Source organism: Kribbella sp. NBC_00709 (genome assembly GCF_036226565.1).
Lineage (GTDB): Bacteria > Actinomycetota > Actinomycetes > Propionibacteriales > Kribbellaceae > Kribbella.
The window spans coordinates 8812249-8835533 of record NZ_CP108996.1; the positions used below are offsets into that span (position 1 = coordinate 8812249).

Annotated in this window: 18 protein-coding genes; 8 read left to right on the top strand and 10 right to left on the bottom strand. The window is 69.3% G+C overall.

The features are described from left to right. Window positions 1–17: 17 nt before the first annotated feature. From OHA18_RS42845 to OHA18_RS42860, 4 genes are all read right to left on the bottom strand, one after another. Window positions 18–695, bottom strand: a complete 678-nt coding sequence (locus OHA18_RS42845; protein WP_329001173.1) for a hypothetical protein — start codon at window positions 693–695, stop codon at window positions 18–20. Then, window positions 692–3436 carry an FtsK/SpoIIIE domain-containing protein gene (locus tag OHA18_RS42850; protein WP_329001174.1) on the bottom strand — a complete coding sequence of 915 codons (2745 nt, stop codon included), beginning with the start codon at window positions 3434–3436 and terminating at the stop codon, window positions 692–694. Before OHA18_RS42850 ends, OHA18_RS42845 begins: the two co-directional genes overlap by 4 nt. A 104-nt stretch (window positions 3437–3540) precedes the next feature. Continuing rightward, the gene (locus OHA18_RS42855) at window positions 3541–3936 is read right to left on the bottom strand and encodes a VOC family protein (RefSeq protein WP_329001175.1); all 396 of its coding nucleotides are present in this window, start codon (window positions 3934–3936) and stop codon (window positions 3541–3543) included. Between the two features lie 7 nt (window positions 3937–3943). Further along, window positions 3944–4153, bottom strand: coding sequence for a hypothetical protein (locus OHA18_RS42860; protein ID WP_329001176.1), 210 nt, complete (start codon window positions 4151–4153; stop codon window positions 3944–3946). A gap of 119 nt (window positions 4154–4272) precedes the next feature. Between OHA18_RS42860 and OHA18_RS42865 the strand changes: the two genes are divergently transcribed. Further along, entirely contained in the window at window positions 4273–7344 is a 3072-nt protein-coding gene (locus OHA18_RS42865) for a PD-(D/E)XK nuclease family protein (RefSeq protein ID WP_329001177.1), read from the top strand. After that, a complete protein-coding gene (locus OHA18_RS42870) occupies window positions 7337–10882 on the top strand; it encodes a UvrD-helicase domain-containing protein (RefSeq protein ID WP_329001178.1) in 3546 nt (1181 codons plus the stop codon). The genes OHA18_RS42865 and OHA18_RS42870 overlap by 8 nt, the downstream gene beginning before the upstream one ends. Here the strand turns inward: OHA18_RS42870 and OHA18_RS42875 are convergent. Together OHA18_RS42875 and OHA18_RS42880 are read right to left on the bottom strand one after the other, a co-directional pair. After that, entirely contained in the window at window positions 10879–11685 is an 807-nt protein-coding gene (locus OHA18_RS42875) for an alpha/beta fold hydrolase (RefSeq protein ID WP_329001179.1), read from the bottom strand. The genes OHA18_RS42870 and OHA18_RS42875 overlap by 4 nt on opposite strands. A gap of 22 nt (window positions 11686–11707) precedes the next feature. Continuing rightward, window positions 11708–12277, bottom strand: a complete 570-nt coding sequence (locus OHA18_RS42880) for a LysE family transporter (RefSeq protein ID WP_329001182.1) — start codon at window positions 12275–12277, stop codon at window positions 11708–11710. A gap of 412 nt (window positions 12278–12689) precedes the next feature. Between OHA18_RS42880 and OHA18_RS42885 the strand changes: the two genes are divergently transcribed. After that, entirely contained in the window at window positions 12690–13316 is a 627-nt protein-coding gene (locus OHA18_RS42885) for a DUF6308 family protein (RefSeq protein WP_329001184.1), read from the top strand. Here OHA18_RS42885 and OHA18_RS42890 read toward each other — a convergent pair whose 3' ends face one another. After that, window positions 13317–14864 carry an LLM class flavin-dependent oxidoreductase gene (locus tag OHA18_RS42890; protein ID WP_329001185.1) on the bottom strand — a complete coding sequence of 516 codons (1548 nt, stop codon included), beginning with the start codon at window positions 14862–14864 and terminating at the stop codon, window positions 13317–13319. A 76-nt stretch (window positions 14865–14940) separates the two neighbouring features. Continuing rightward, the gene (locus tag OHA18_RS42895) at window positions 14941–17964 is read right to left on the bottom strand and encodes a BTAD domain-containing putative transcriptional regulator (RefSeq protein ID WP_329001186.1); all 3024 of its coding nucleotides are present in this window, start codon (window positions 17962–17964) and stop codon (window positions 14941–14943) included. Window positions 17965–18056: 92 nt separating this feature from the next. Here OHA18_RS42895 and OHA18_RS42900 point away from each other — a divergent pair, with 92 nt between their 5' ends. From OHA18_RS42900 to OHA18_RS42915, 4 genes are all read left to right on the top strand, one after another. Continuing rightward, window positions 18057–18620, top strand: a complete 564-nt coding sequence (locus tag OHA18_RS42900; RefSeq protein ID WP_329001187.1) for an NADPH-dependent FMN reductase — start codon at window positions 18057–18059, stop codon at window positions 18618–18620. Window positions 18621–18633: 13 nt separating this feature from the next. Next, window positions 18634–19173, top strand: coding sequence for a dihydrofolate reductase family protein (locus tag OHA18_RS42905; RefSeq protein WP_329001188.1), 540 nt, complete (start codon window positions 18634–18636; stop codon window positions 19171–19173). Window positions 19174–19359: 186 nt separating this feature from the next. Beyond that, complete coding sequence (locus OHA18_RS42910; protein WP_329001189.1) at window positions 19360–19941, top strand: hypothetical protein; 582 nt, start codon at window positions 19360–19362, stop codon at window positions 19939–19941. Continuing rightward, window positions 19938–20366 carry a hypothetical protein gene (locus OHA18_RS42915; RefSeq protein ID WP_329001191.1) on the top strand — a complete coding sequence of 143 codons (429 nt, stop codon included), beginning with the start codon at window positions 19938–19940 and terminating at the stop codon, window positions 20364–20366. The genes OHA18_RS42910 and OHA18_RS42915 overlap by 4 nt, the downstream gene beginning before the upstream one ends. A 53-nt stretch (window positions 20367–20419) precedes the next feature. Here the strand turns inward: OHA18_RS42915 and OHA18_RS42920 are convergent, their stop codons facing one another. Continuing rightward, window positions 20420–21784 (bottom strand): FAD-binding oxidoreductase, encoded by a 1365-nt coding sequence (locus tag OHA18_RS42920; protein WP_329001192.1) that lies wholly within the window; start codon window positions 21782–21784, stop codon window positions 20420–20422. 281 nt (window positions 21785–22065) lie between these two features. Here OHA18_RS42920 and OHA18_RS42925 point away from each other — a divergent pair, with 281 nt between their 5' ends. Continuing rightward, window positions 22066–22617, top strand: a complete 552-nt coding sequence (locus tag OHA18_RS42925) for a dihydrofolate reductase family protein (RefSeq protein WP_329001193.1) — start codon at window positions 22066–22068, stop codon at window positions 22615–22617. Here the strand turns inward: OHA18_RS42925 and OHA18_RS42930 are convergent, their stop codons facing one another. Then, window positions 22618–23283: a GntR family transcriptional regulator gene (locus OHA18_RS42930; protein WP_329001194.1), complete on the bottom strand. Its 666-nt coding sequence runs from the start codon at window positions 23281–23283 to the stop codon at window positions 22618–22620. Window positions 23284–23285: the final 2 nt, after the last annotated feature.

Here is a 23285-nt window from a genome sequence, read left to right on the forward strand (position 1 = left end):
CTCAACCCACTCCCAAACTAGTTGCGCTTCTTCGGCAGCACGATCGCCGTACCCGCCACCACGACCGGCACCCCGATCCCGATCCACCACGGCAGACCGGCCGCCATCGCCACGATGACCACGACCGCACCGCTCCAGCCCCACCAGCGCGCGCCGGGCAGCCGCGGCAGACCGAGCACCCGCGACGCGGCCAGCATCGTGACGGCGGCGATCGCCGCGGCCTCGACGCCGGCCAGGAACGACCTGCTGAACACCCACACCAGCACGAACCCGACCAGCGCCAGGACCGCGCTGATGGTACGCCGCTTGCGCTGCTCCTGGAGCGCCCGGGCCGTGGTCCGCAGCTCCTCCAGCTCGTCGACGGTCTCGGCGAGCTGTTTGGTGATGCGCTCGGCAACGGTCTCGATGTCGTTCAGCGCGCGGATCTCGGGCAGCGTGTGGTTCGCCCGCTTCCCCTCGGCCGGCAGCCCGGCCCGCTGCAGGCTCGCGGCCGCCTTCTCGGCGAGCGTGTTCAGCCTGGTCTGCAGCCTCAGCCCGCGCTCGGCCATCGCGTCGGCCTCCGCCGCCGCGGTCGCCTCAGCCTTCGACTTGTGCGCCGTCAACCGGTCCTGCGCCTGCTGCGCGTCCGTCCGCGCCATCGCGACCGTCCGCAGCGCCCGCACGTACTCGGACCACTCCTGCTCCACGGTCTTCATCGACGCACCAGCTCCACCGTGCGATCCACCTCGTCCGACCGCAGCGCGGCGAACGGTACGACGACCTGTGCCTCAGGATGCAGCCCGTCCCACAACAGCGCCCGGTGCGGCTCCGAGGCCCACCGCACCAGCGGCCCGGCAACCGCGCGTACGCCGTCCTGCGGGTGCCGCAGGAACATGTGGGTGGCGACGTTGGCCCGTCCGAACCCGAGATGCTCGGTGCACACGTGCATCCGGTTCCACCACCCGTACGTGATGAGTCCCTGCGCCGGGCCGTCCCGCACGATGTCCTGCAGCGCGTTCGCCGGGCTCTCGAAGTACCCCTCGGCGTGCACCTGCATCCGCGGCACCCCGTGGAACCCGAACCCGAGCAGGTACGTCCCGCCGGCCTGCCCGGTGCGCATCGCCTCCCGCAGCGCGAACAATCGCGGCGCGATGTCGTCGTGCTTGTCGACGGTCTCGACCTCGCAGCCGAGCTGCCGCAGCACCTGCACCAGCGCATCCTTGCCCTCAGCAACGGCCGGCGCCGAGTTCGTCCCGTCCAGGAACACGAACCGCGGCGGATCCACGGCAGCGGCCGCGGTCGACACCGCGAGTCCGGTCAGCACACCCAGCGCATCTGCCGGCCCGTCCCCGAGCACCAGTAATCCGGCACCTGGCTCGGGCCGCACCTCGACGGACACCGGCTCCTCGGTCACGGCGATCGGCAACCCGGTCCACGGCCGGCCCAACTCGGGCTTCACCGCCGCGGCAGTCTCCGTCAGGTGCGCAGGCTCAGCCAGGTGGAACACGCGCGGCGGATGCGCCCCCGATCCCGCCAGCGACCACAGCTCACGCCGCAGCGAATCCAGCACCGGCTTGTCCGCGAAGCTGACGAGCACATGCTGGTTGTCGTCCGGCGACCCGAAGTTCGCGTTCAGCACGGCCTCGCCGCGGAACTGCAGCTCGGCCGCCGCCGTGTTCCCGCTCCGCAGGATCGCCTGCGAGTCGGCGGGTGTCGTCTTCAGCGCGATCCGGTACGGCACCTGGCCGAAGATCGAGTCCCGCCGCGTCGACAGCCGCTTCACACCCTCGATCGTCTGCGTCGCCAGCACGACGTGAACGCCGTACGCGCGCCCCAGCCGGACCAGCCGCTCGAGCAACTTCGCGGCCTCGTCGGCCAGCTCGTCGTCGTCCTCGAGCAGTACCTGGAACTCATCGAGTACAACGAGGATCCGCGGCGGGCGATCCGGACCCGGAGCGAGCTCCGCGATGTCGGCGACGTTTCCGTGCGACTTGAAGATCTCACTACGGCGGGCGAGCTCGTCCGACAGATGACGCAGTACGGCGAGACCGAACGCACGATCGCTGTGCACACCGAGCACCCGCACCTGTGGCAACCAGTGCGGGCGATCCGGCCCCGGACCGAGGGCGGAGAACTCGACACCGTGCTTGAAGTCGAGCAGGTACATCTCCAGGTCCGCGGGCGCGTACCGCGCGGCGAGACCGTGGATCAGCACGAGCAGCAGGTTGGACTTGCCCTGGCCGACCGCCCCGCCGACGAGGACGTGCGGGAGCGCCGGGTTGCCGCTGCGCAACCGTACCAGCGCGGGCGTGCGGTCGTCGTACCCGATGACGGCGCCGATCTCGTCCTTGACCGGCCGCCACCAGGTGGAGCGGTTCGGCAGGGTGCGTTCGAAGTCGATGGTCGGGAGGACGGCGATCTCGGCCTGCTCGGCGATCACGTCACAGATGCCCGCGGCAACGGTCGCGTCGAACGGCGGGTCCATCCGGGCCGGCGGCAGCTGCGCGACCTCGACCCGGTCATTGCTGATGACAACGGGATTGAGGAGATCGAGCAACTGTTTCGAGTCGACGTCCAGCTCGGCCGCGGTCGAGGCGTCGTAGTGGACGAGGAAGCAGATCCCCCGTTTGCCGGCGGTCGCGGCCAGCCGGAGCAGGTCGCGCTGGGCGAGCGTGTCGATCCCGGACGGGTAGTCGAAGAGGATGACGACGCGGTACGGATCGGTGACCTGACCGGTCTCCTTGAGCAGGTCCTCGAACCGCTCGTGCCCGAGCTGCGCCTGCCGGCTCGCCCGCAGCGAGGACACGTCGACCAGGCCGGACAGCACGGTGTGCAGCTGCTCCGCCGTGTGCGTTGCCCTAGGCACCAATTGCGGGTACTTCGTGGTCAGGTGGCCGAGCAGCCCCATCATCCCGGTCAGCCGCGGGTCGAACGCGTCGATCCGCAGCCGGAACGGTTCGGCCGCGGCGATCAGCCGCATCGCGATGCTCTGCAGGAGGCGGCGTGCGTTCTCGTTGCGGTCCGCGGTCACCTTCCAGCCGTTCGTCCGGAGCAGCGGCGCGACCACGGGCGTCCCGGCCTCCAGCTCACCGATACGCACGTACGACGGGACGCCGGCGCCGACGAGTTGACGCGAGCGCCAGCGCGCGTCGTTCGGCGGGATCGATCCGAGGCCAGGGGCGAGCCGGTCCGCCAGCAAGCGTGCAGTGGGCTCGGCCTCGGACAACGCCTCCGTGGTCTTCGCGTCGACCAGCGCACGCGACTCGCGCCGGGCGATCGCGGTCTGCTCCTGCAGCTGACGATGGAGCCGGACGGCGCGCTGATGCTCGCCTTGGGTCAACCGTTGCGCGTTCTCCAACAGCTGCCCGAGCGCGTGCTGCAGACCGCGGATCCGCGCTTCCAGGAGCTCCGGTGAGGCCGGTCCGGGCACACTTCCCCCGTCAGGCTTCTCCGTCACGAGCACCGCCCTTCCACACTTGCCCCGCGACTACGTCCTGCCTGGAGTAACTGTGTCACACCTGTAGTCCCATGCGTCACTCCAGGCATCAGTAGTCTCACGGACTAATCCGGTGCGACGATCTCGAGCTCGTAGCCGTCGGTGTTGTGGAGGAAGGCGGCGTAATGCTGCGGTCCGCCGGCGTAGGGATGGCGGTCGGCGAACATCAACGTCCAGCCGTGGTCGGCGGCCTCGGCGACGACGGTGTCGACCTCGGCCCGGCTCGCCGCGTTCAGCGCGAGGTGGTTCATCCCGGGCCGCATCCGGTCGTGCTCGGTGGCCGACATGGCTGGGCTCTGCTCGATCACGACGTACGAACCGTCCGGGGCGGTCCAGGTCATCCCGCCGGGCCAGCCGTCACCGTCCTTCCAGCCCAGCCGGTTGAGGACCCAGCCCCAGCTTGCGACGGCCCTGGACAGGTCCGGGACCCAGATCTCGACGTGATGCACAGCGGCGACCATCGGAGCATTATCTGTGCTCGTCGGCGTGGTGCGACACCGACGTCGAGATCCAGCTCGCGATCGCGCCCGTGACCAGCAGCCAGACCAGCGCCGCGACCAGCCAGGGCCACCACGGACGGGCCTGCGCGGCCTCCGCGACCGCCTTGCCGAACAAGCCGCCGCCGGGCGCGAAGACGAGCACGAGCAGCACCCGCGCGATCCACGTCTCCCTGGTCATTTCTTCATTGTGAAAGGCCGCCGCCGACCTTGCAGAAACCTTGGCGTTTCGCGCCCCTTCACCTTTCTGTCTGTGGCAGGGTCTACCGTCTCCGTTGACAGTCGAGAGGGGAGGCTGCGGTGAGTACCACCCGGATCGAGAGCACGGCGTACGGCGCCGCGGCCCTGGATTGCCTGCAAGCCGTCGTCGCGCGGCTGAAGGCCGACGATCCGATGACCCCTGTCACTCTCCTGCTGCCCAACAACCTGTCCGGTGTGATCGCCCGCCGCCACCTGGCTCGAGCCTCCATCGGTGGGCTCTACCTCGCCACCCTCGAGCGACTGGCCGAGCAGATCGCCGCCGGGACGCTGGCGCCCCGTCGTCCCGCCACCCGCCCGATCGTCGCCGCCACTTGGCGGACGGCGCTCGCAAAGGCGCCCGGCGTCTTCCACGAGGTCGCCGAGCATCCGTCCACGATCCAAGCGCTTGCATCGGCCCACCGCGAGCTCCGCGACCTCACCGATCCCGCTCTCGACAAGGTCGCGGACGCATCGGCGCTGGGCCCGGATCTGGTCCGCCTGCACCGCCACGTCACCGGCGACCTGGCCCCGGACTGGTACGACGAGACCGATCTCCTCTGTGCCGCCTCGTCCCGGATCGCGGCGTCGCCGGACGTGGTGCGTGAGCTCGGAGCGCTCGTCCTTTATCTTCCGCAGGAGCTGACCCAGTCCGAGGCCGCGTTCGTCGCAGCGCTGGGCGATGCGGCGGCCGATCTCACCGTGATCGTTGGGCTGACCGACGTACGCCGTGCGGACCGCGCGGTTCGGCGATCGCTCGAACGGATCGGCATCGACCTGCCGCGGTCGATCTCGAAGAACTACCCGGTCGCGACCGAGATCCTCAACGCGTCCGACGCGGACGACGAGGTTCGGTGCGTCGTCCGCGACGTGGTGTCGGCGTTGGAACACACGCCTGCGCACCGGATCGCAGTGCTGTACTCAGCCGCCTCGCCGTATGCACGTCTGCTGCACGAGCACCTCAGCGCCGCGAAGATCGAGGTCAACGGGCCCGGCACGCGGCCGGTGCACGAGCGGGCGATCGCGCGGACGCTGCTCGAGGTGCTCGCGCTGGTCGATCAGGATCTGCCGCGGGCCGATGTGTTCCGGGCACTGGCGAACGCGCCGACGCGAGACTTCGGCGGCGAGCGGATCCCGGTGCCGCAGTGGGAGCGGATGTCGCGCGTAGCCGGGGTAGTGCGTGGGGACGACTGGGACACGCGGCTGGCGCGGTACGCCGAGTCCGAGCGGCGGACCGCTGATCAGGAAGAAGCCGCCGAGGATCCACGCCCGGCAGCGGTGCGACGAGCGCAGTACAACGCTTCGACCGCTGAGCGCTTGCATGCGTTTGCTTCGACGCTGCGACGTCGGTTGGGCGCGTTGGCGGTGCTGGAGACGTGGTCCGATCTTTCAGAGGGCGTTCTGCAGCTCTTCCACGATCTGCTGGGTGACTACTCCTCTCTGCCGATCGAGGAGCAGTACGCCGCTGCTGCGGTCGAGGGGTCGTTGACCGGCCTGTCCACGTTGGACGAGCTCGGCACGCCGGCGAGCCTGGCGGTGCTGCGCGACGTACTGGATCTGGAGTTGCAGCAGTCGCTGCCCCGGGTCGGGACGTTCGGGACGGGTGTGCTGGTCGCGCCGCTGTCGGCGAGCATCGGATTGTCCGCCGACATCGTGTATGTCGTCGGTCTGTCGGAGGACTTGTATCCGGGACGGGTGCACGAGGACGCACTGCTCCCCCATCGGGTGCGGGAGGCGGCCGCGCCGGAGTTGGCGTCGTTCCGGGACCGGCTGGACGAGAAGCAACGACATCTGCTGGTCGCGTTCTCTGCGGGCGCGCGAGTGGTGGCGGCGTTCCCGCGCGGCGATCTGCGGCGATCGTCACGCCGGTTGCCGACACGTTGGTTGCTCGGGTCGTTGCGCGAGCTGACCGGCGATCACGCGCTCCCGGCGACCCAATGGGACCGGTACACCGAGGTCCTGCAGACGTCGGCGTCGTACGCAGGTTCGTTGACTATGGCAACGATGCCGGCGACGGAGCAGGAGTGGCAGACGCGGGCCGCCGCGGCGGGGTTGTGGGTTCAGGACGGCGTGCTGGTGCGGGCGCGGGAGTTGCTGCGCGGACGTGGCTCGAATGCGTTCACCCGCTTCGACGGGGACCTGTCGGGTGTCTCGGGACTGCCCGAGTACGCCGTCGAGGATCGGATCGCATCGCCGACGTCGCTCGAGTCGTATGCCACCTGCCCGCATGCGTACTTCGTCGAGCGGTTGCTTCAGGTGGAGCCGTTGGAGGCGCCCGAGGACCTGCTGGTGATCTCACCGATCCAGATCGGCAACCTGATCCACAACAGCCTGGACAGGTTCGTGAGCCGGCTGGCCGGTTCGCTTCCTGGCTTCGGTGAGGCGTGGACGGCCGAGCAGCGCTCGCTCCTGCTGGCGATCGGAGCCGAGCTCGCGGAGGAGTTCGAGGCCGAGGGGCTGACCGGCCACCCGCGGCTGTGGCAGCGCGAGCGGTTGCGGATCCTCGGCGACCTGATGGTGTTGCTGACCGACGACGATCGGTGGCGTGCCGAGCGGTCCGCGTCGGTCGTCGCCAGCGAGCTCACGTTCGGGTTCGGCGGCGAGCCTCCGGTGGAGATCCCGGTGCCGTCCGGTCGCGTGTTGCTGCGAGGATCCGCCGACAAGGTCGACGTCGGCGCGGACGGCACGATCTACGTGACCGACGTGAAGACCGGCGGCTTCTCGCGGTACGAAGGCATCGAGGCGGACCCGGTCGCGGGCGGGACGAAGCTGCAACTGCCGGTGTACGCGTATGCGGCGCGAGCCCGGCTGGGCGAGCAGTCCACTCCGGTCGAGGCGTCGTACTGGTTCGTCCGCCGCGGCGGCAAACGGATCCCGGTCCCACTGACCCCCGAGGTCGAGGAGCGGTACGTCGACACGCTCGACGTGATCGTGTCGTCGATCGCGGCCGGGTACTTTCCGCCGAAGGCGCCGGAGATCCCGGACTTCCTCTGGGTGCAGTGCCCGTACTGCAACCCGGACGGCATCGGTCACAGCGAGGTCCGCGCCCGCTGGGACCGCAAACGCCACGACCCTGTCCTGGAGCGCTTGGTTCGCCTCATCGACCCGACCGCGTTGGAGGACGGCGATGAGTGAACAGCTGCTCGACGGCGCGGCGCGCGATCGCATCCGTTCCGATACCGAGACCACTCTCTTCGTCGAGGCGGGTGCGGGGTCCGGCAAGACGCATGCGCTGGTCGATCGAGTGACCACCTTGGTGCTGCGTGACGGCGTGCCGCTGCGCACGGTCGCCGCGGTGACCTTCACCGAGAAGGCAGGCGCAGAGCTGCGGGACCGCTTGCGGGTCGAGTTCGAGAAGGCACGGAGAGACGGCGCCGGCCAACTCGCCGACGGGGCGCTGGACGACCTGGACTCCGCCTCGATCGGCACCCTGCACGCCTTTGCCCAACAGATCCTGCTCGCCCATCCGATCGAGGCCGGGCTGCCGCCGCTCATCGACGTACTCGACGAGGTCGGGTCCTCGGTCGCTTTCGAGGAGCGCTGGGCCGAGCTGCAGCAGCAACTCCTCGACGACGACTCCATCGCCGAGCCGTTGCTTCTCGCGATGGCGGTCGGGGTCGAGCTGAAGCATCTTCGGTCGCTCGCGCGGCTGTTCGGCAACGACTGGGACCTGATCGCCGAAAGAGTCCTGGTCGACCCGCCTGAGCTGGTCGCGATGCCTGATCTCACCGGGCTGATCGCCGCGGCCGCCCAGATCGGCGGGGTGGCCGAGTCGTGCCTCGACCCCGAGGACCGGTTGCTGCCCAAGCTGCTGCAGATCCGCGAGCTCGGGCTGATGCTCGACGCCGCGTCCGACCAGGAGACCCAGCTCGCGATCCTGCAGGCGCTGCGCGGCCTGAAGGTCGGACGGATCGGGCGCAAGGAGAACTGGCCCGACATCGCCAAAGTCCGCGGTGACTGCACCGAGGTGGTCGAGGTCGCCGGTTCGCTGGTCGAGCTTCTCCTCGATGCTTGCCTTCGGCACCTTTCGCACTGGATCGCCGAGCGGGTGCTGGAGTCGGCCGAGCTTCGTCGGGCCGAGGGCCGGCTGGAGTTCCACGACCTGCTGGTGCTGGCTCGCGATCTGCTCCGGCGCAACGCGGCGGTCCGCGCGGATCTGCAGGAGCGGTTCGAGCGGCTGCTGCTGGACGAGTTCCAGGACACCGACCCGATCCAGATCGAGCTCGCGGTCCGCATCGCCGGCGGCGCCGAGGCCGAGGCCGAGGACTGGCGCGACGTCGAGGTCCCCGAAGGGCGCCTGTTCGTGGTCGGCGACCCGAAGCAGTCCATCTACCGCTTCCGTCGCGCGAACATCGCGACGTACCTCACCGCCCAGGACCTGCTCGGCGAGACCGTTGCCCTGACCACCAACTTCCGCACGGTGCCTCCGATCCTGCGCTGGATCAACACCGTCTTCAGCACCCTGATCCAGCCCCAGGAAGCCGCCCAGCCCTCCTACCAGTCCCTCTCCCCCCACCGCACCAGCCCCACCGCAGCAACCACCACACCGTCGTCCAGCTCGACCTCCCGCCCCGGCGCATCGTCCCTTCCTGGGAACTCGTCGTCGATCCGCCCGGGTCAGCCCGCTCGGCCTCAAGCGCCTGGTCAGCCCAGCGAGCCGACGTCCGTCAAGGGCGACCAACTGTCCATGTTCGACGACGCCGACGACGAGCCCACCCTCTTCGACGAGGACCCGGCCCCCACCGGTGCAGACGAGCAGGTCGCCGACGTCGCGACCGTCCTGCAGTTCCGGCGGCGTGATGACTCGGTGTCCGCCGATGTACCAACGGACCTGCCGGACGACACACCCGAGGACCCGTCCAGCGGCCCGGCCGTCACCATCCTCGGCGCGGAGCCGCACGACGACCTCCCCCGGGCCCAAGCCTCCGTCCTGCGTCAGCGTGAAGCCGCCGACGTCGCGTCTGTCGTCGAGCAGGCCCTCCGCGAAGGCTGGCTGGTCTACGACGGCCGCGCCGAAGCCTGGCGCCCCGCGGAAGCCGGCGACATCGCCGTACTCGTCCCGGCCCGCACGTCCCTCCCGTTCCTGGAGGACGCCCTCGACCGCGCCGACATCCCGTACCGCGCCGAAGCCAGCTCCCTCGTCTACCAGACCGCCGAGGTCCGCAACCTGCTCGCCTGCGCCCGCGCCCTCGGCGACCCGAGCGACCAACTCGCGCTCGTCACCACGCTCCGCTCCCCACTGTTCGGCTGCGGCGACGACGACCTCTACACCTGGAAACGCTCCGGTGGCTCGTTCACGTTGACCGCCCCGGTGCCCGACCAGCTCCTCACCCACCCGGTCGGCGACGCGATGGAGTGGCTCCGCCGGACGTACTACGCCGCCCGCTGGCTCACCCCGAGCGAGGTCCTCGCGAAGATCGTCGCCGACCGCCGCATGCTGGAGGTCGCCGCGATCGGCCCGCGCGCTCGCGACGCCTGGCGCCGGATCCGCTTCGTCGTCGACCAGGCCCGCGCCTGGTCCGAGGTCGAACACGGCGGCCTGCGCTCGTACCTCGCCTGGGCTGCCCACCAGGGCGAGGAAACGTCCCGCGTCGCCGAGGCCGTGCTGCCCGAGACCGACGCCGACGCCGTCCGCGTGATGACGATCCACGCCGCGAAGGGTCTCGAGTTCCCGATCGTCATCCTGTCCGGCATGTCCGCCTCCCCGAACCGCCAGCGCGGCGTCCAGGTCCTCTGGCCTCCGGACGGCGGGTACGCCGTGAAGCTCAAGTCGTCGGTCCAGACCGAGGACTTCGACCTCGTGCAACCGGTCGACGAACAGATGGACGACTACGAACGCCGCCGCCTGCTGTACGTCGCCGCGACGCGCGCCCGCGATCACCTGATCGTCTCGCTGCACCGCTCAGGCAACCGCCGCCATTCCAGCAACGCCGAGCTGCTCGCGACGGCCGGCGGTGTCGAAGCGCCGCACTCCACGTTGTTCACCAGCCCGCCGGTCCCCGACCGCGAGCCATCGGGCAGCCCCGACGTCACTCCGCCGATCTCCCGCACCGAGTGGGAGACCCGCGCGGCCGCAGCACAGGCCGCGAGCCGCGCCCGCTCCGCCCAGAGCGCGTCCGGCCTCGAAGGCACCGGCCCGGAGGCGGCCCTCGCCGAGATCGACCCCGGCACGGCCAAGGCCGCCCGTGACCTGGAGCTCCCGCCCTGGTCCAAAGGCCGCTACGGCACCGCGATCGGGCGCGCGGTCCACGCCGTACTCCAGGTTGTCGACTTGTCCACCGGCGCCGGTCTCGAAGCCGCCGTCTCCACCCAGTGCCTGGCTGAGGGCGTCCTCGAGTACGCCGACGTCGTCACCGCGCTGGTCCGTTCGGCGCTCGCATCCGACGTGGTGAAGCGAGCCGTCGCCCGCGAGCACTGGCGCGAGTCGTACGTCGGCACCGTCCAACCCGACGGCACCGTGCTCGAAGGCTTCGTCGACCTCATCTACCGCGACGACGACGGCCGTCTCATCATCGTCGACTACAAGACGGACGCCATCCCCGCGGCAGCCCTGGACAGCCGAGTCGCCTACTACGCTCCACAACTCCAGGCGTACTCCGCCATCCTCCCGAACACCGGACCGCCGATCCTGCTCTTCCTCAACCCCAGCGGCGCGATCGAACGCGGCCTCTAACGGAGGTCCTCGTCCAGGTATCCATTGAGGATGCCGATCCAGCCCTCGAACGCGTCGAGGTGCGCATCGTGGCTTGCCGCGGAGAGGTCGGCCCGCCGGGTGGCCGGCCGGCGCCGGATGAGTTCGTTCTTCTGTTCGGCGGTGAACATGCCGTGCTCGGCGAACACGGCCAGCGTGGGGACGGTGAGGTTCTCCCATTCGGTCCAGCGATCTTCCTGCACGGCCGCGATCGCGCCCTGCATGATGTCCGGATCGAACCGTGGCCGCAGCCCGTCGGGAGCCGGTTCGAGATCGTTGACCCAGGCATCCGTCAGCGGGCGGTCGCCGAGGAACGAGCGCGCCGCCGCCTCGTCGGTGAACGGCACCGGCCACGATGCGAAGTACTCACCGATCTTGGCCGCGCCCTCAGGTCCGTCGTCGCCGGCGACGTGACCTTCGAGCATCACGAGCCGATCGATCAGGTCTGGGCGCGCCGCAGCGGTGAGGAATGCCGTGTGCGCGCCCATCGACTGGCCGACCAGTCGGACCCGCTGCCCCGCGAGGAGTTGTTCGATGACGGCGACGACATCGCCGACGTACGCATCGCGGGAGACGTCTGCTGGACGACGGGTGCTGCGGCCGTGGCCACGCTGGTCGACCAGCAGCACCCGGAAGCGATCCGTGAGCGCGTCCGCGGTCGGCAGGAGTTCACGTGAACTTCCGGCCAGTCCGTGCAGCAGAACCACCGGCGGTCCGTCGACGCCGCGATCGGTGACAGCGATGCTCGTGTCTCCGCGCTGGATCTCCACGTCAGGATTCGGCACAGCAGCCATCCTTCCAGCGCGGCTAGGCCACCAACTTCACCGCGAGTACGACGATCAGCAGACTCGAGGCCACCGCGGTCACCAACTTGCCGACATGGCCCGTCAGCAGGCGGCCCAGCAGCGCCCCGCCGCCGGCCAGCAGCAGTTGCCAGCTCGCTGACGCCGCAAACGCAGCGACCACGAACGCCACCCGCTCACCGAACCCCGCGACACCGGATCCACCCAGCACGAGCGCGGCGAAGTAGATCACCGTCCACGGGTTGAGCAGCGTCATCCCGAGCATCCCGAAGTACGCCGTCCGTACACCGACCGGAGTCTCCTGCTCGATGACTGCGAGCCGCTGCGCTCGGTACCGCCGTACTGCCTTGACCGCACCCATCGCTGCCAGGCCGATCAGCACGACAACAGACGCCCAGCGCAGCGGTCCCACAACCGGCACCAGCAACGGCGCCAGCGCAGTACCGGCGACTGCGGCCACCGCGGCGTACACGCCATCGGCCGACGCGACACCGAGCGCCGCGAACGCCCCGATCCGCAACGAGCTCCGTGCAGTCAACGCCACCAGGTAGGTCCCGACGGGCCCGACCGGCATGGCCACCCCATACCCAGCCAGGAGCCCCGCGACCACTACCCCGATCACGACTGACCGAGTATCGACCCCCACCCACGACCGGCCTGCTGCTGAACCCGGGCCGCCGCGGCCGCAGGTTCGATCAGCATCAGTCCGAAGGTCGTAGTCATGCCCACATCATGAGCACCCGCTGGCACGTCCTCAACCCAATTCCCGGCGGCCGCCTGCGCTCAGTGGGTGGGCTGTTACTGAGAGTCTATAGAGATTTCGAGACTGGCGGGCGAATGGTTACAGGTTGTGGATAACGGGCAGTGAGAGTGGCGTGCAGGTGCCCGTGGAGTCGCTACGATCTGCGGAAACAGTGTGTGAGGAACGTTCGAATGATGGTCCGCCTTCTGGCGGGTCTGCCACCACAAGTGTGAGGGTGTGGCTCATGAACATCGGTACCCGGAAGATCGTCGTCGACGAGGCGATCGCGCAGCTGCGGCTGTACGCCGAGACGAACGGCGCCGTGCTGCAGTACTACGACGGGCTGCCGGGGATGACCACCGTCGGTGGCGCCGACCCGAACCGGGTGACGTTCGAGGACCTCGGCCGGACGATGGTGATCGGCAGCGACCTCCGGATGCTGGACATCCCGTGGCTGCTCGAGGTCGAGGCCGACAAGGAGTTCGCCGCGATCCCGGTCGACGCGCGGCTGGAGGACGCGGCGCCGGGCAGCGACCTGTTCGAGGCCGCGATGGCGCTGGACGACAAGTTCACCGGTCACCGCGGATTCGGGCACGCGAAGAAGTCCAAGCTGCTGCACCTGAAGCGGCCGTACCTCTACCCCGTGACCGACAGCTTCATCCGGATGACGTACGGCACGGCCTCGGCGGGGTCCGAGTTCCTCAAGGCCGTCCGTGACGACCTGGTCAACCCGGCCAACGTCCGCGACTTCAAGCTGCTGCAGGTCCGCCTGATCGCGGAGCCGCCGACGAGCGCGGCCCGCCTCCTCGGCGAGGTCCCGACCCTCCGCCTGCTCGACATCCTCGCCTCACTGCTCGGCGAAGCGAAGTAGCTACAGCACCCCGAGTCGGGCCAGCGGCTCGACCAGCTCGCGTTCCTCGTAGGAGAGATGCGAGAGCAGCGTGTCGTCCAGGAGGTCGACGGCTGCCCGCAGACCGTCGATGCTGCCTGAGCCGTCAACCAGGGCGACGAGGGCCTTGTCGACGCCTTCGAGGACGTCGTGGATGATCTTGTGCTCCTCCTGCAGCCGATCGACGACCGGGACCAGCGCCGGGTCGGCCCGACGCAGATGCGGGAAGAGTGAAGCGTCCTCGATCGAGTGGTGTGTCGTCACCAGACGGCAGTAGGACTCGCAGTACGTGCCGAGGGTCCAGTTGTTCTGCCGCATCGTCATCGTGTTGATGTGCGAACGCGCCGCGCCGACGCCCAGCGTGCCCGCGGCCACCTGCTCGACCAGATCGCGCACCTGGTCGAGCTCGGCACGCAGGTGGTCGTGTACGTCGATCAGATGCTGGCCGGACTGCAGCTGGTACGGCGTGTAGGTCCGCGTGGGGTCCTGCGCCGGACCGGTCGGCCGCACCGACTCGTCCAGCAGCTGTACGGCGCTGCGCTTCACAGCCGGAGGCGGTGTCGGAACAACGCCGAACCCAGACGCCGCAGCAGACTGTCGGGGCGCTTCGACCGAACCGCCCAGACCGACCGGAGCCACCGGAGCTACCGGCGCCCGACGACCAGCATCGACTGCCTCGCGGACACCGGCGGCCACCTCAGCGAAGCGCCGGATGTCGTCAGGGTCGTCGGACGCCAGGATGTACGTGCTCATCCCCTCGCCCAACGTCAGCTCGGCAAGCTGATCGATCCACACCTCCTCCGGTCCTTGCAGGAATCCTCCACTCCCGCTGAACCGCCCCGAGATGTTGTACAGCCGCCGCACCGCCGAAGGATCCCGTCCGGCGTCCACCGCTGCCTCGTCGATGAGCTTGTTCATCGCGGCCAGCTCCTCCGGGCTGGCGTAACCGCTGCTCGGCAGCCAGCCGTCCGCGAGCCGGCCGGTGAGAGCGAGCATCCGCGGCTTGTACGCACCCAGCCAGATCGACACGTCATGCGCCGGCTGCGGACCGCGCTTCGCACCGGCGACGGTGTAGTGCTTCCCGGCCAGCCGGATGCCGCCGCCGGCAGGCGTCCAGACCTCGCGCATGATCGCGATGGCCTCCTCCAGCGCTGCGATGCTCTGCCCGGTCGTCAGCCGCGGCCCGCCGTTCGCCGCCACCGCGTCCAGGAACCCGCCGGCACCGAGGCCGAGCTCGACCCGACCGCCGGTGATCAGGTCGAGCGTCGCGACGCTGCGCGCGAGGACGACCGGGTGGCGGAGCGGCAGGTTGGCGACGTTCGTGGTCACCTTCACGCGCTGGGTCTGGGCGGCGACGACGGACAGCAGGGTCCAGGCGTCCATCAGCCGCGGTTGGTACGGGTGGTCCTGGAAGCTCACCAGGTCGAGGCCGACCTGTTCGGTCAGCTGGGCCAGCGCGATCACGCGGTCCGGGTTGTCGACCGCGGGGGTCAGGAACGTGCCGAAGACCAGCTCGTGGCCGTAGTCCATGGTTCACCTTCACCTGTCGAAGTTGGCTCGGGAGCAAAACTACTTCGGCAGACAAATAATCTCAACTACAGAACATCTACTGCCGGACGAGCAGCTCGAAGGCCTCCGGCGGACTCAGGGTCACGCCGCGCGCGTACGCCGCCTCGTACTCCGCCTCGCCCAGGACAGCTGCGGCGGCGACCGCTCGATCGAGGTCCTCGGTCTCGGTAGCGGCCATCAGGTAGTTCTCCGACGCCCGGGTTGCGGCCGCGGAGCCCAGCAACACAGCCGCCAGGACCTTGTCCGGGTGACAGGCGGCAATCCCCTCCAGCGCCCAGCACATCCCGCGCAGCGAGTCGAAGTCCACCGACACCTGGAACGCTTCCGTGTGCAGGGCCAGCGCGTCCTCCGGCCGGCCCTGGAGTTCCCTGACGAACCCAAGCTCCTCCAACACGATCGACAGGTAGAGGACCGACTCCTTCTGCAGGCGCGCGGCGTCGATCAACGCCTGCAACCGCTGCGATGCCTCGTCCAGAGCGCCGGTACGACGTGCCGCGAAACCGAGCACGAGCTCCGCCAGCGCCTGTGTCGAGCGCTGTCCTTGTTCGGTGGCCAGCCGCAGGGCGCGCTCGCCGTACGTCCGCGCCGACTCGTAGCGCGCCTGCCGGATCGACGTCCAGCCGAGCATGCCCAGCGCGCTGGCGACCTCTGGCCAGAGCCCGAGCTCCTCCGCGGCCTGTAGACCTTCGAGATGAAGCCGCTGCGCCTCGTCGAACTCGCCGACGAGCTCGGCGTGGGCGCCGAACCAGCCCGTCGCCTGCAGCACGCCCCACCGATCCCCCAGCCCACGGAAGATCGTGATGCTCTCGCACGCACTGTCGTAGAGAGCCGGCAGGTCCGCCCGCACGTGCGCATGCTTCGCCCGCGCAGCCAGCACCGCCGCGACGCCCCACTGGTCCTCGTCGGCCTCGAACCTCTTCAGCGCCCGGTCCAGCATCGCCTCGCACGCCGGAAGGTCTCCTGCGTCACTCGCAGCGTTGGCGATCCACCAAAGTCCCATCGCATCTGCAGCGTCCACCCACCGGTCCCGCTCCGCCGGAGCGTCAGGGTGACCGAGCAGGTACATGTACCCGGCCCGCCACGCCCCGGCCCGCGCAGAGCCCGGCACAGCCTCCAGAGACCGCATGGCCTCGACATGACGCCCGCGCAAGAACCAGTGCCACGCCAGGGCGTCGACGAGGCGTTCGGCGAGGTCCAGCTGCCCAGTGACTACAGCTCGATCCAGTGCGGTCCGGAAGTTCGCGGAGTCGTCGTCCAGCACCTTCAGCCATCGACTCTGCTCACCACTGAACAGTCCTGGCCGCGCGGCCTCAGCCAGCGACACGTAGTACGACAGATGCCGCTGATGCGCAGACTCGAGCTCACCGGTGGCTCGCAGCTTGTCGACGCAGTACGCCGCCACCGACTCGAGCAACCGGAAGCGAGTCCCCTCCACCGGTACGACGAGCGACCGGTCGACCAACCGCACCAGGACATCCAGTACGTCGTCCTCACCGCACACAGCTGCCGCAGCCTCCGCAGTACAGCCATCTGCGTGTACTGCGAGGCGCCGCAGCACGGACTGCTCCTCTGGCGCGAGCAGCTCCCAGCTCCAGTCGATCATCGCGTGCAGAGTCTGCTGTCGCGGCGCAGCGCCCCGATGACCCGTCGCCAGCAATCGGAACCGGTCGTCCAGCCGCGCAACGAGCCCATGCACCCCCAACGCACGCACTCGCGTCGCAGCAAGCTCCAGCGCCAATGGGATCCCGTCCAGCCGCCGGCAGAGCACGGCAACGTCAGCCACGGTCTCATCGGTCAGTGCGAAGCCACGAGATGCTCCAGCGGCACGCGTCGCGAACAGCTGCACGGCACTGCACTCGCTCACGGCCTCCGCACTGAGGGAGGGCGACGGCACCTCCAGCGGCGGCACGCTCCACACAACCTCACCAGCCAGGCCGAGTGGCTCACGGCTCGTTGCGAGCACGCGAAGACCCGGCGCGGCGGCCAGCAACCGGTCTGTCAACGCTGCAACGACCTCGATCACCTGCTCGCAGTTGTCCAGGACCAGCAGCCGGGACCCCATCACCGCAGCCAGTCTGTCGACCGCAGACGAGCCGCCGGTGTCCCGGAGGTCCAGCGCGGCCTGCACCGCGTCAGTGAGCGAGTTGGCGACCGACAACGCGTCAGGAGTGACAGCAGCCAGCTCGACCAGCACAACGCCGTCGGCGAACCGGTCTGCCGTGGCTGCGGCCGCGGCGAGTGCCAGCCGGGTCTTGCCCACTCCCCCCGGCCCCGTCAGGGTGACCAGGCGCGTGCTGGCCAGACTGGCACTGACGTCCGCCAGAGCATCGCTGCGACCGATCAGCTCGCTCAACGCGGCAGGTAGGTTGTTGCGGGCGTGCGGCAGGTCCTGCGTGAGGATCGACTGGTGCAGGGCGACCAGCTCGGGGGTGGGGTCCAGACCGAGCTCATCCAGCAGCAGGTCGCGCAGCTCCGCGTAGCTGTCCAGGGCCTCGCTCTGACGACCAGCACGGTAGAGCGCCTTCATGTGCGCGGCTCGGAGGCCTTCGCGCAGCGGATGCTCCTTCACCAGCGCCGCGAGATCGACAACGGGCAGGTCCGCCTGTTCGAGAGCAGTGAGCCGGACATCCGTGAGCCGGGCCACGGCTGTCTCGGCAAACGCGTTGTCCGCAAAGTCGGCGTACGCCGGGCCGCGCCACAACGCCAGCGCCTCGTCGAGCGAGCCGGCAGCCACCAGCTCACCGAAACGCAGCGCGTCGTAGTTGGCGGCGGAGACGGACACCGAATAGCCGGCCGTACCGGACTGCACCAGCGAACGGCTGCCGGGCTCGGCGTCCTCGAAGGCCCGGCGCAGCTGGGACACCTTGGCGGACAGCGTGCCGGCCGGGTTGCCGGGCACGTTCGTACCCCACAGGTCGTCGATGAGCCGGTCCGCCGGCACCGGACGCCCCTCGTGCACGAGCAGGTCGGCCAGCAGCGCGCGCACCTTCAGACCCTGGATGACCACAGGCATCCCCGCGTCTGTCCACGCCGTCACCGGTCCGAGCACCCCGAAGCGCATGAGGGCACCTTATTCCGGCCGCAGCGAAAGGACCGGAAAGAAACCGTAAACGCCCTCCGGCAGAGTTTGGTTCAGACGGAAGGAGGACGACGATGCGACTGGCAGTGATCATCGGTAGCACCCGGCGTGGCCGGTTCGGACCGATCGTGGCGGACTGGCTGGCACAGGAGGCGGTCAAGCAGTTCGAGGTCGACCTCCTCGATCTCAAGGCGGCGGACCTGCCGACGACCTTGCCGGACACCGACGACGAGACGCCCGCACAGGTCGCCGTACTAGCTCCGAGGCTGGCAGCCGCGGATGCGTTCGCCGTCGTCACCCCGGAGATCAACTGCAGCTTCCCTGCGTCGCTGAAGACCGCACTGGACTGGTACTACGAGGAGTGGCACGCCAAGCCGGTCGCGATCGTCAGCTACGGCAGGGAGAGCGGCGGGTGCTACGCCACGGCTCAGCTGCGCCAGGTCTTCAGCGAGCTCCAGGCCGTCACGATTCGCAACACCGTCGCACTGCCCTGCTACTGGGAGCAGTTCACCGCCGACGGCGGCTGGCCCAAGCCTTCCGCCGGCTACGAGGCACAAGCAAAACTCATGCTCGACCAGCTCACCTGGTGGGCCGAAGCACTCCGGGACGCCCGCACGCGGCGCCCATACAAACACTGAAAGGAACAGACCCATGAGGAAGCTGATCGAAACCACGTTCATCACGCTGAACGGCGTCATCGAGGAGCCGCAGCGCTGGAGCCCGCCGTACTGGGACGACGAGCACGCGGCGTACTCGCAAGGCCTGATGGAGGGTGTCGACGCCCAGGTGCTCGGCCGGGTGACCTACGAGGGCTTCGCGGACGCGTGGATGCAGCGCAGCGGAGACCCGTTCACGGACCACTTCAACGCGATGCCGAAGTACGTCGCCACTCGCACGCTGACCGACTGGAAGTGGAACGCCCAGCCGCTCGAGGGCGACGCGGCCGAGGCCGTCCGCCGGCTCAAGGAGGAGGACGGCGGGAACCTGATCAAGTACGGCACCGGGTCGTTCTCGAAGACCCTGCTGGAGAACAAACTCGTCGACGAGTACCACTTCTGGATCTTCCCGGTAGTGGCCGACGGCGCGAACATGTTCCGCGGCGACAGCATCGATCTCACCCACCTCGAACTGCTCGGTACGACGACGTTCAAGTCCGGCATCGTCGTGCACAAGCTGGCGCCGAAGGCGTAATCGCCGCACCCCGTCCGGCCGGTCACCTCGAACAGGTGGCCGGCCGGACGCTTGTCTGCACAGGTGTTGGGTACCGGTCGGGGCCACGGGGGATGTGAGGCGGCGCTGGGGACCGTCTGTCAAAGGGTCCTCGCGACTGGTGTCACCAGATCGCGGGTCCGTTCACGCAATCGGACTGGAGTTCTGATGGGTACCGTCCTGACCATCGTGATCGTCGTCGTACTACTCGCGGCGGCCGCGCTGTTGTTCATGTATCAGCGCAGACGTTCGGGCGAGCTGCAGCAGCGGTTCGGCCCGGAGTACGAGCGCACCGTCGAGGAGTCGGGTGACCGCCGCAGTGCGGAGCGCGAACTGCGCGGCCGGGAGCGTCGCGTGTCGAAGCTCGACATCACGCCGCTGAGCCGGCGTTCCGCCACGGCCTACGAAGCCGAGTGGGCCGAGGTGCGGCAGAGCTTCGTGGACCACCCCGCCAGCGCGGTTGCCGACGCCGACCGGCTGGTACTGCGGATGATGCGCGAGTCCGGCTACCCGGTCGACGAGTTCGACCAACGGGTCAACGACATCTCGGTCGAGCATCCGGAGGTGGCTGCGCACTATCGCGACGCACACCGGGTCGCGGTCGCCGACTCCCGTGGCGAGGCCGGCACCGAGGACCTTCGCCAGGCGGTCACCGCGTACGGCCGGCTGGTCGACGCGCTGCTCGACGACAGCGCCGATCACAACATCCGTCATACCACCCGCCCGACGAACGCCGAGGAGCAAGCATGACCACACCGGACGACCGCCGCTACGACGCCGAACTCGACAACCGCACGCTCGACGAACCGATCGCGGACCGGCGCATGGACGAATCGATGGCGGACCGTACGGCGGAGCCGCCGGTCGTCGACCGCACCGACGACGCCATGACCGCCACGCCTGCGGCTGACGAGCCGTTGGTGGCCGAGGAATCGGCTGTGGACTACCGGGCTCGGTGGGAGGTCATCCAGCAAAGTTTCGTGGACGACCCGCGCAAGGCCGTCACCGAGGCCGACACGTTGGTCGACGACGTCCTGCGGAACCTGTCGGACAGCTTCGACCGCCAGCACCAAGGTCTCGAGCAGCAGTGGTCCGGCGGCGAGCCGTCGACCGAGGACCTCCGCTCGGCGCTGCAGCGGTACCGCGCATTCTTCCAGCGCCTGGTAACGCTCTAACCCCCAGGCGTGCGGCCGGTACGACGACGTACCGGCCGCACCCTGATAGTTGCCTAGGGCATGATGTTCTGGTTGAGATGGAACACGTTGCCCGGGTCGTACTTGCGTTTGACCTCGACCAGCCGGTCGTAGTTCTGCCGGTAGTTCTCCCGGATCCGGCCCTGGTCGTCGTCGGCCATGAAGTTGATGTACCCGCCGGCCTCGGAGTGCGGCGCCACGTCGTCGTAGTACGAACGAACCCATTCGATCCCGGCCTCGTTCTGCGCCGGGTCCGGCCACATGCCGGCGATCACGGTGGCGAAGTTCGCGTCCCGGTAGGCGAACGCGGTCCCGTCCGGCGTGACCCGGTGGCAGGCGCCGTTGATCGGATAGATGTGCACGGTCGAGTTCACCGCCGGGAGACCGGGCGCGTGCCGCAGGTGCGCCTGGATCGCCTCGTCGGTCAGCTCGGTGACGAAGTTCGCCTTCCAGTAGTGCTGCAGCCCGGGCGGGACCAGCGCGTCGAACGCACCGTTCAGCGCCGGGTACGGCATCGGTCCGACGTGCTCGGCCATCACCGGCGCGAACTCGCGGAACTTCGAGATCTGCGTCTCGCCCTCGTCGAGGTCGCCGGCCCAGCAGCCGACGATCGCGGCGAACGGTTCGCCGTGCCGGTTCTCCGGGATGAACGGCAGCGGCGGCGCGATCTGGAACGCCGGGAACCCGCCGAGCTGCTCCGGCGCGTCCTTGATCAGCTCCCGGAACCCGGTCAGTACGGCGGCCGCGTCCGACAGCTCGAAGAACATCGGACCGCCGTAGATCGTCGACACCGGCGCCAGCCGGAACTCCAGCGCGGTCACCACGCCGAAGTTGCCGCCACCGCCGCGCAGCGCCCAGAACAGGTCGTCGTTCTCCTTCTCGCTGACGATCAGGAACTTCCCGTCCGCGGTCACCACGTCGGCCGAGATCAGGTTGTCGCAGGACAACCCGAGACCGCGGGCCAGGTACCCGATCCCGCCGCCGAGCGTCAGCCCGCCGACGCCGGTGGTCGAGATGATGCCGCCGGTGGTGGCCAGCCCGAAGGCATGGGTGGCGGCGTTGAAGTCGCCCCAGGTCGCGCCGCCGCCGGCCCGCGCCGTCCGGTTCACCGGGTCGACCCGGACGTTGTTCATCCCGCCCAGGTCGATGACCAGACCGTCGTCGACCGTGCCGAACCCCGGCACGCTGTGCCCGCCACCGCGGACCGCGAGCTCCAGGTCGTTGGTCCGGGCGTAGTCGATGGCCGTCATCACGTCGCCGGCGTTCGCACACCGGACGATCACCTTCGGCCGCTTGTCGTGCATCGCATTGTTGACGCGGCGAGCCGCGTCGTACCCCTCGTCACCAGGCGTGACGACCTGTCCCCTGATGCCTTCCCGCAGATCCTCTATCGTGCTCATGTCCGCTCCCCGAACTGTCGCCCTGTCGCAGATCGGCATGCAGGTGCAACGCACGTCCAACGCATGCCGTGCAGACCGGTCGTCGCCGTCGAGCGCAGCGCGGAACTTCTCCCCAGAGAGCGGCTGAACCCCCGACGGGCAGCCGGCCCTCCCCCAGACCCCGCCCGTTCACCCCCGACCTTCCCAAGCCGGACCGATTTCGTCAATCCCAGAAAAGGATGTCAAGGCTTGCGGGTCGGTGACGACCAGAAGGCACAAGCAGCCATCATCCGGAGGACATCATGCGGAAGATCATGTACTACGTGCACCAGTCGCTCGACGGCTTCATCGAGGGCCCCAACGGCGAGTTCGACTGGGCGGAGCTCGGTCCGGAACTCGGCGACTACTCGATGGGCCTGACCCAGCGCTCCGACCTGTTCCTGTACGGGCGGACGGTCTGGACCATGATGTCGTCGTACTGGCCGAACGCCGAGTCGATGAACCCGGACGAGCACGCCATCCAGTTCGCCCCGGTGTGGCGCCGTACGCCCAAGGTGGTGCTGTCGACGACCCTCGAGAGCGCCGACTGGGACACCCGGATCGTCCGGAACGCGGAGGCCGTCCGGGCGATCAAGGACGAGCCGGGCAAGGACATCCTGCTCACCGGCAGCGCGAGTGTGGCCGCCGCGCTGACCGAGCTCGGCCTGCTGGACGAGTACCACGTGATCGTGCACCCGGTGATCCTCGGCGGCGGCAAGCCCGTCTACCAGCCCACCGACCGCCGCTACCTCCGCCTCGCGGAGACCCGCACCTTCGACAACCGGACCGTCCTGCTCCGCCACGACCTGGTGTGACTACTCCTGGGGCAGCGCGCTGAGCAGGCGGCCTTCGGCCTGCTCGAGGTGGTACGCCATGTGGTCGGCGGCAGCGGTCGAGTCGCCGGCGGCGATCGCCTCCAGTACGGCGGCGTGCTCGGAGGCGACTGTGGACGGATCGGCCTTCCGATGGGCCTTGTACTGCCCCATCGAGAGGTGCACCTCGCCGATGATCAGCTCATGCATCCGGGACAGCCGCCGGCTGCCGACCGCCGCCACCAGGGCCGTGTGGAACGCGATGTCCGCGTCGACCTGGTTCTCGAACAGGCGGTCGCGCGCGGCGTACTCCATCGCGACCTGGGCCCGCGCCGCGTCGGCCGGCACCTCGCCGGTCGCGGCGAGCGCGGACACCGCGGCCTTCTCGATCGTGATCCGGCTGAAGAACAGGTCCCGGATCTCGGCCTGGTCGAGCACCGGGACGACCGCGGTCTTGTGCGCCGTACGACGCAGCAGTCCGAGCGCCGTGAGCCGCTCGAGCGCCGCCTTGGCGGTCGGGCGGGCCACGTTGTACTCCGTGGCCAGCCGCACCTCGGTGAGCTTCTCCCCCTGCGGGATCTCGCCGTTCACGATCCGCTTGCGGATCGACTCGTAGAGCGCATCGGTCAGCGAGGACGGCCCCAGCTCCAGATGCGATCCGGTCCCCACGG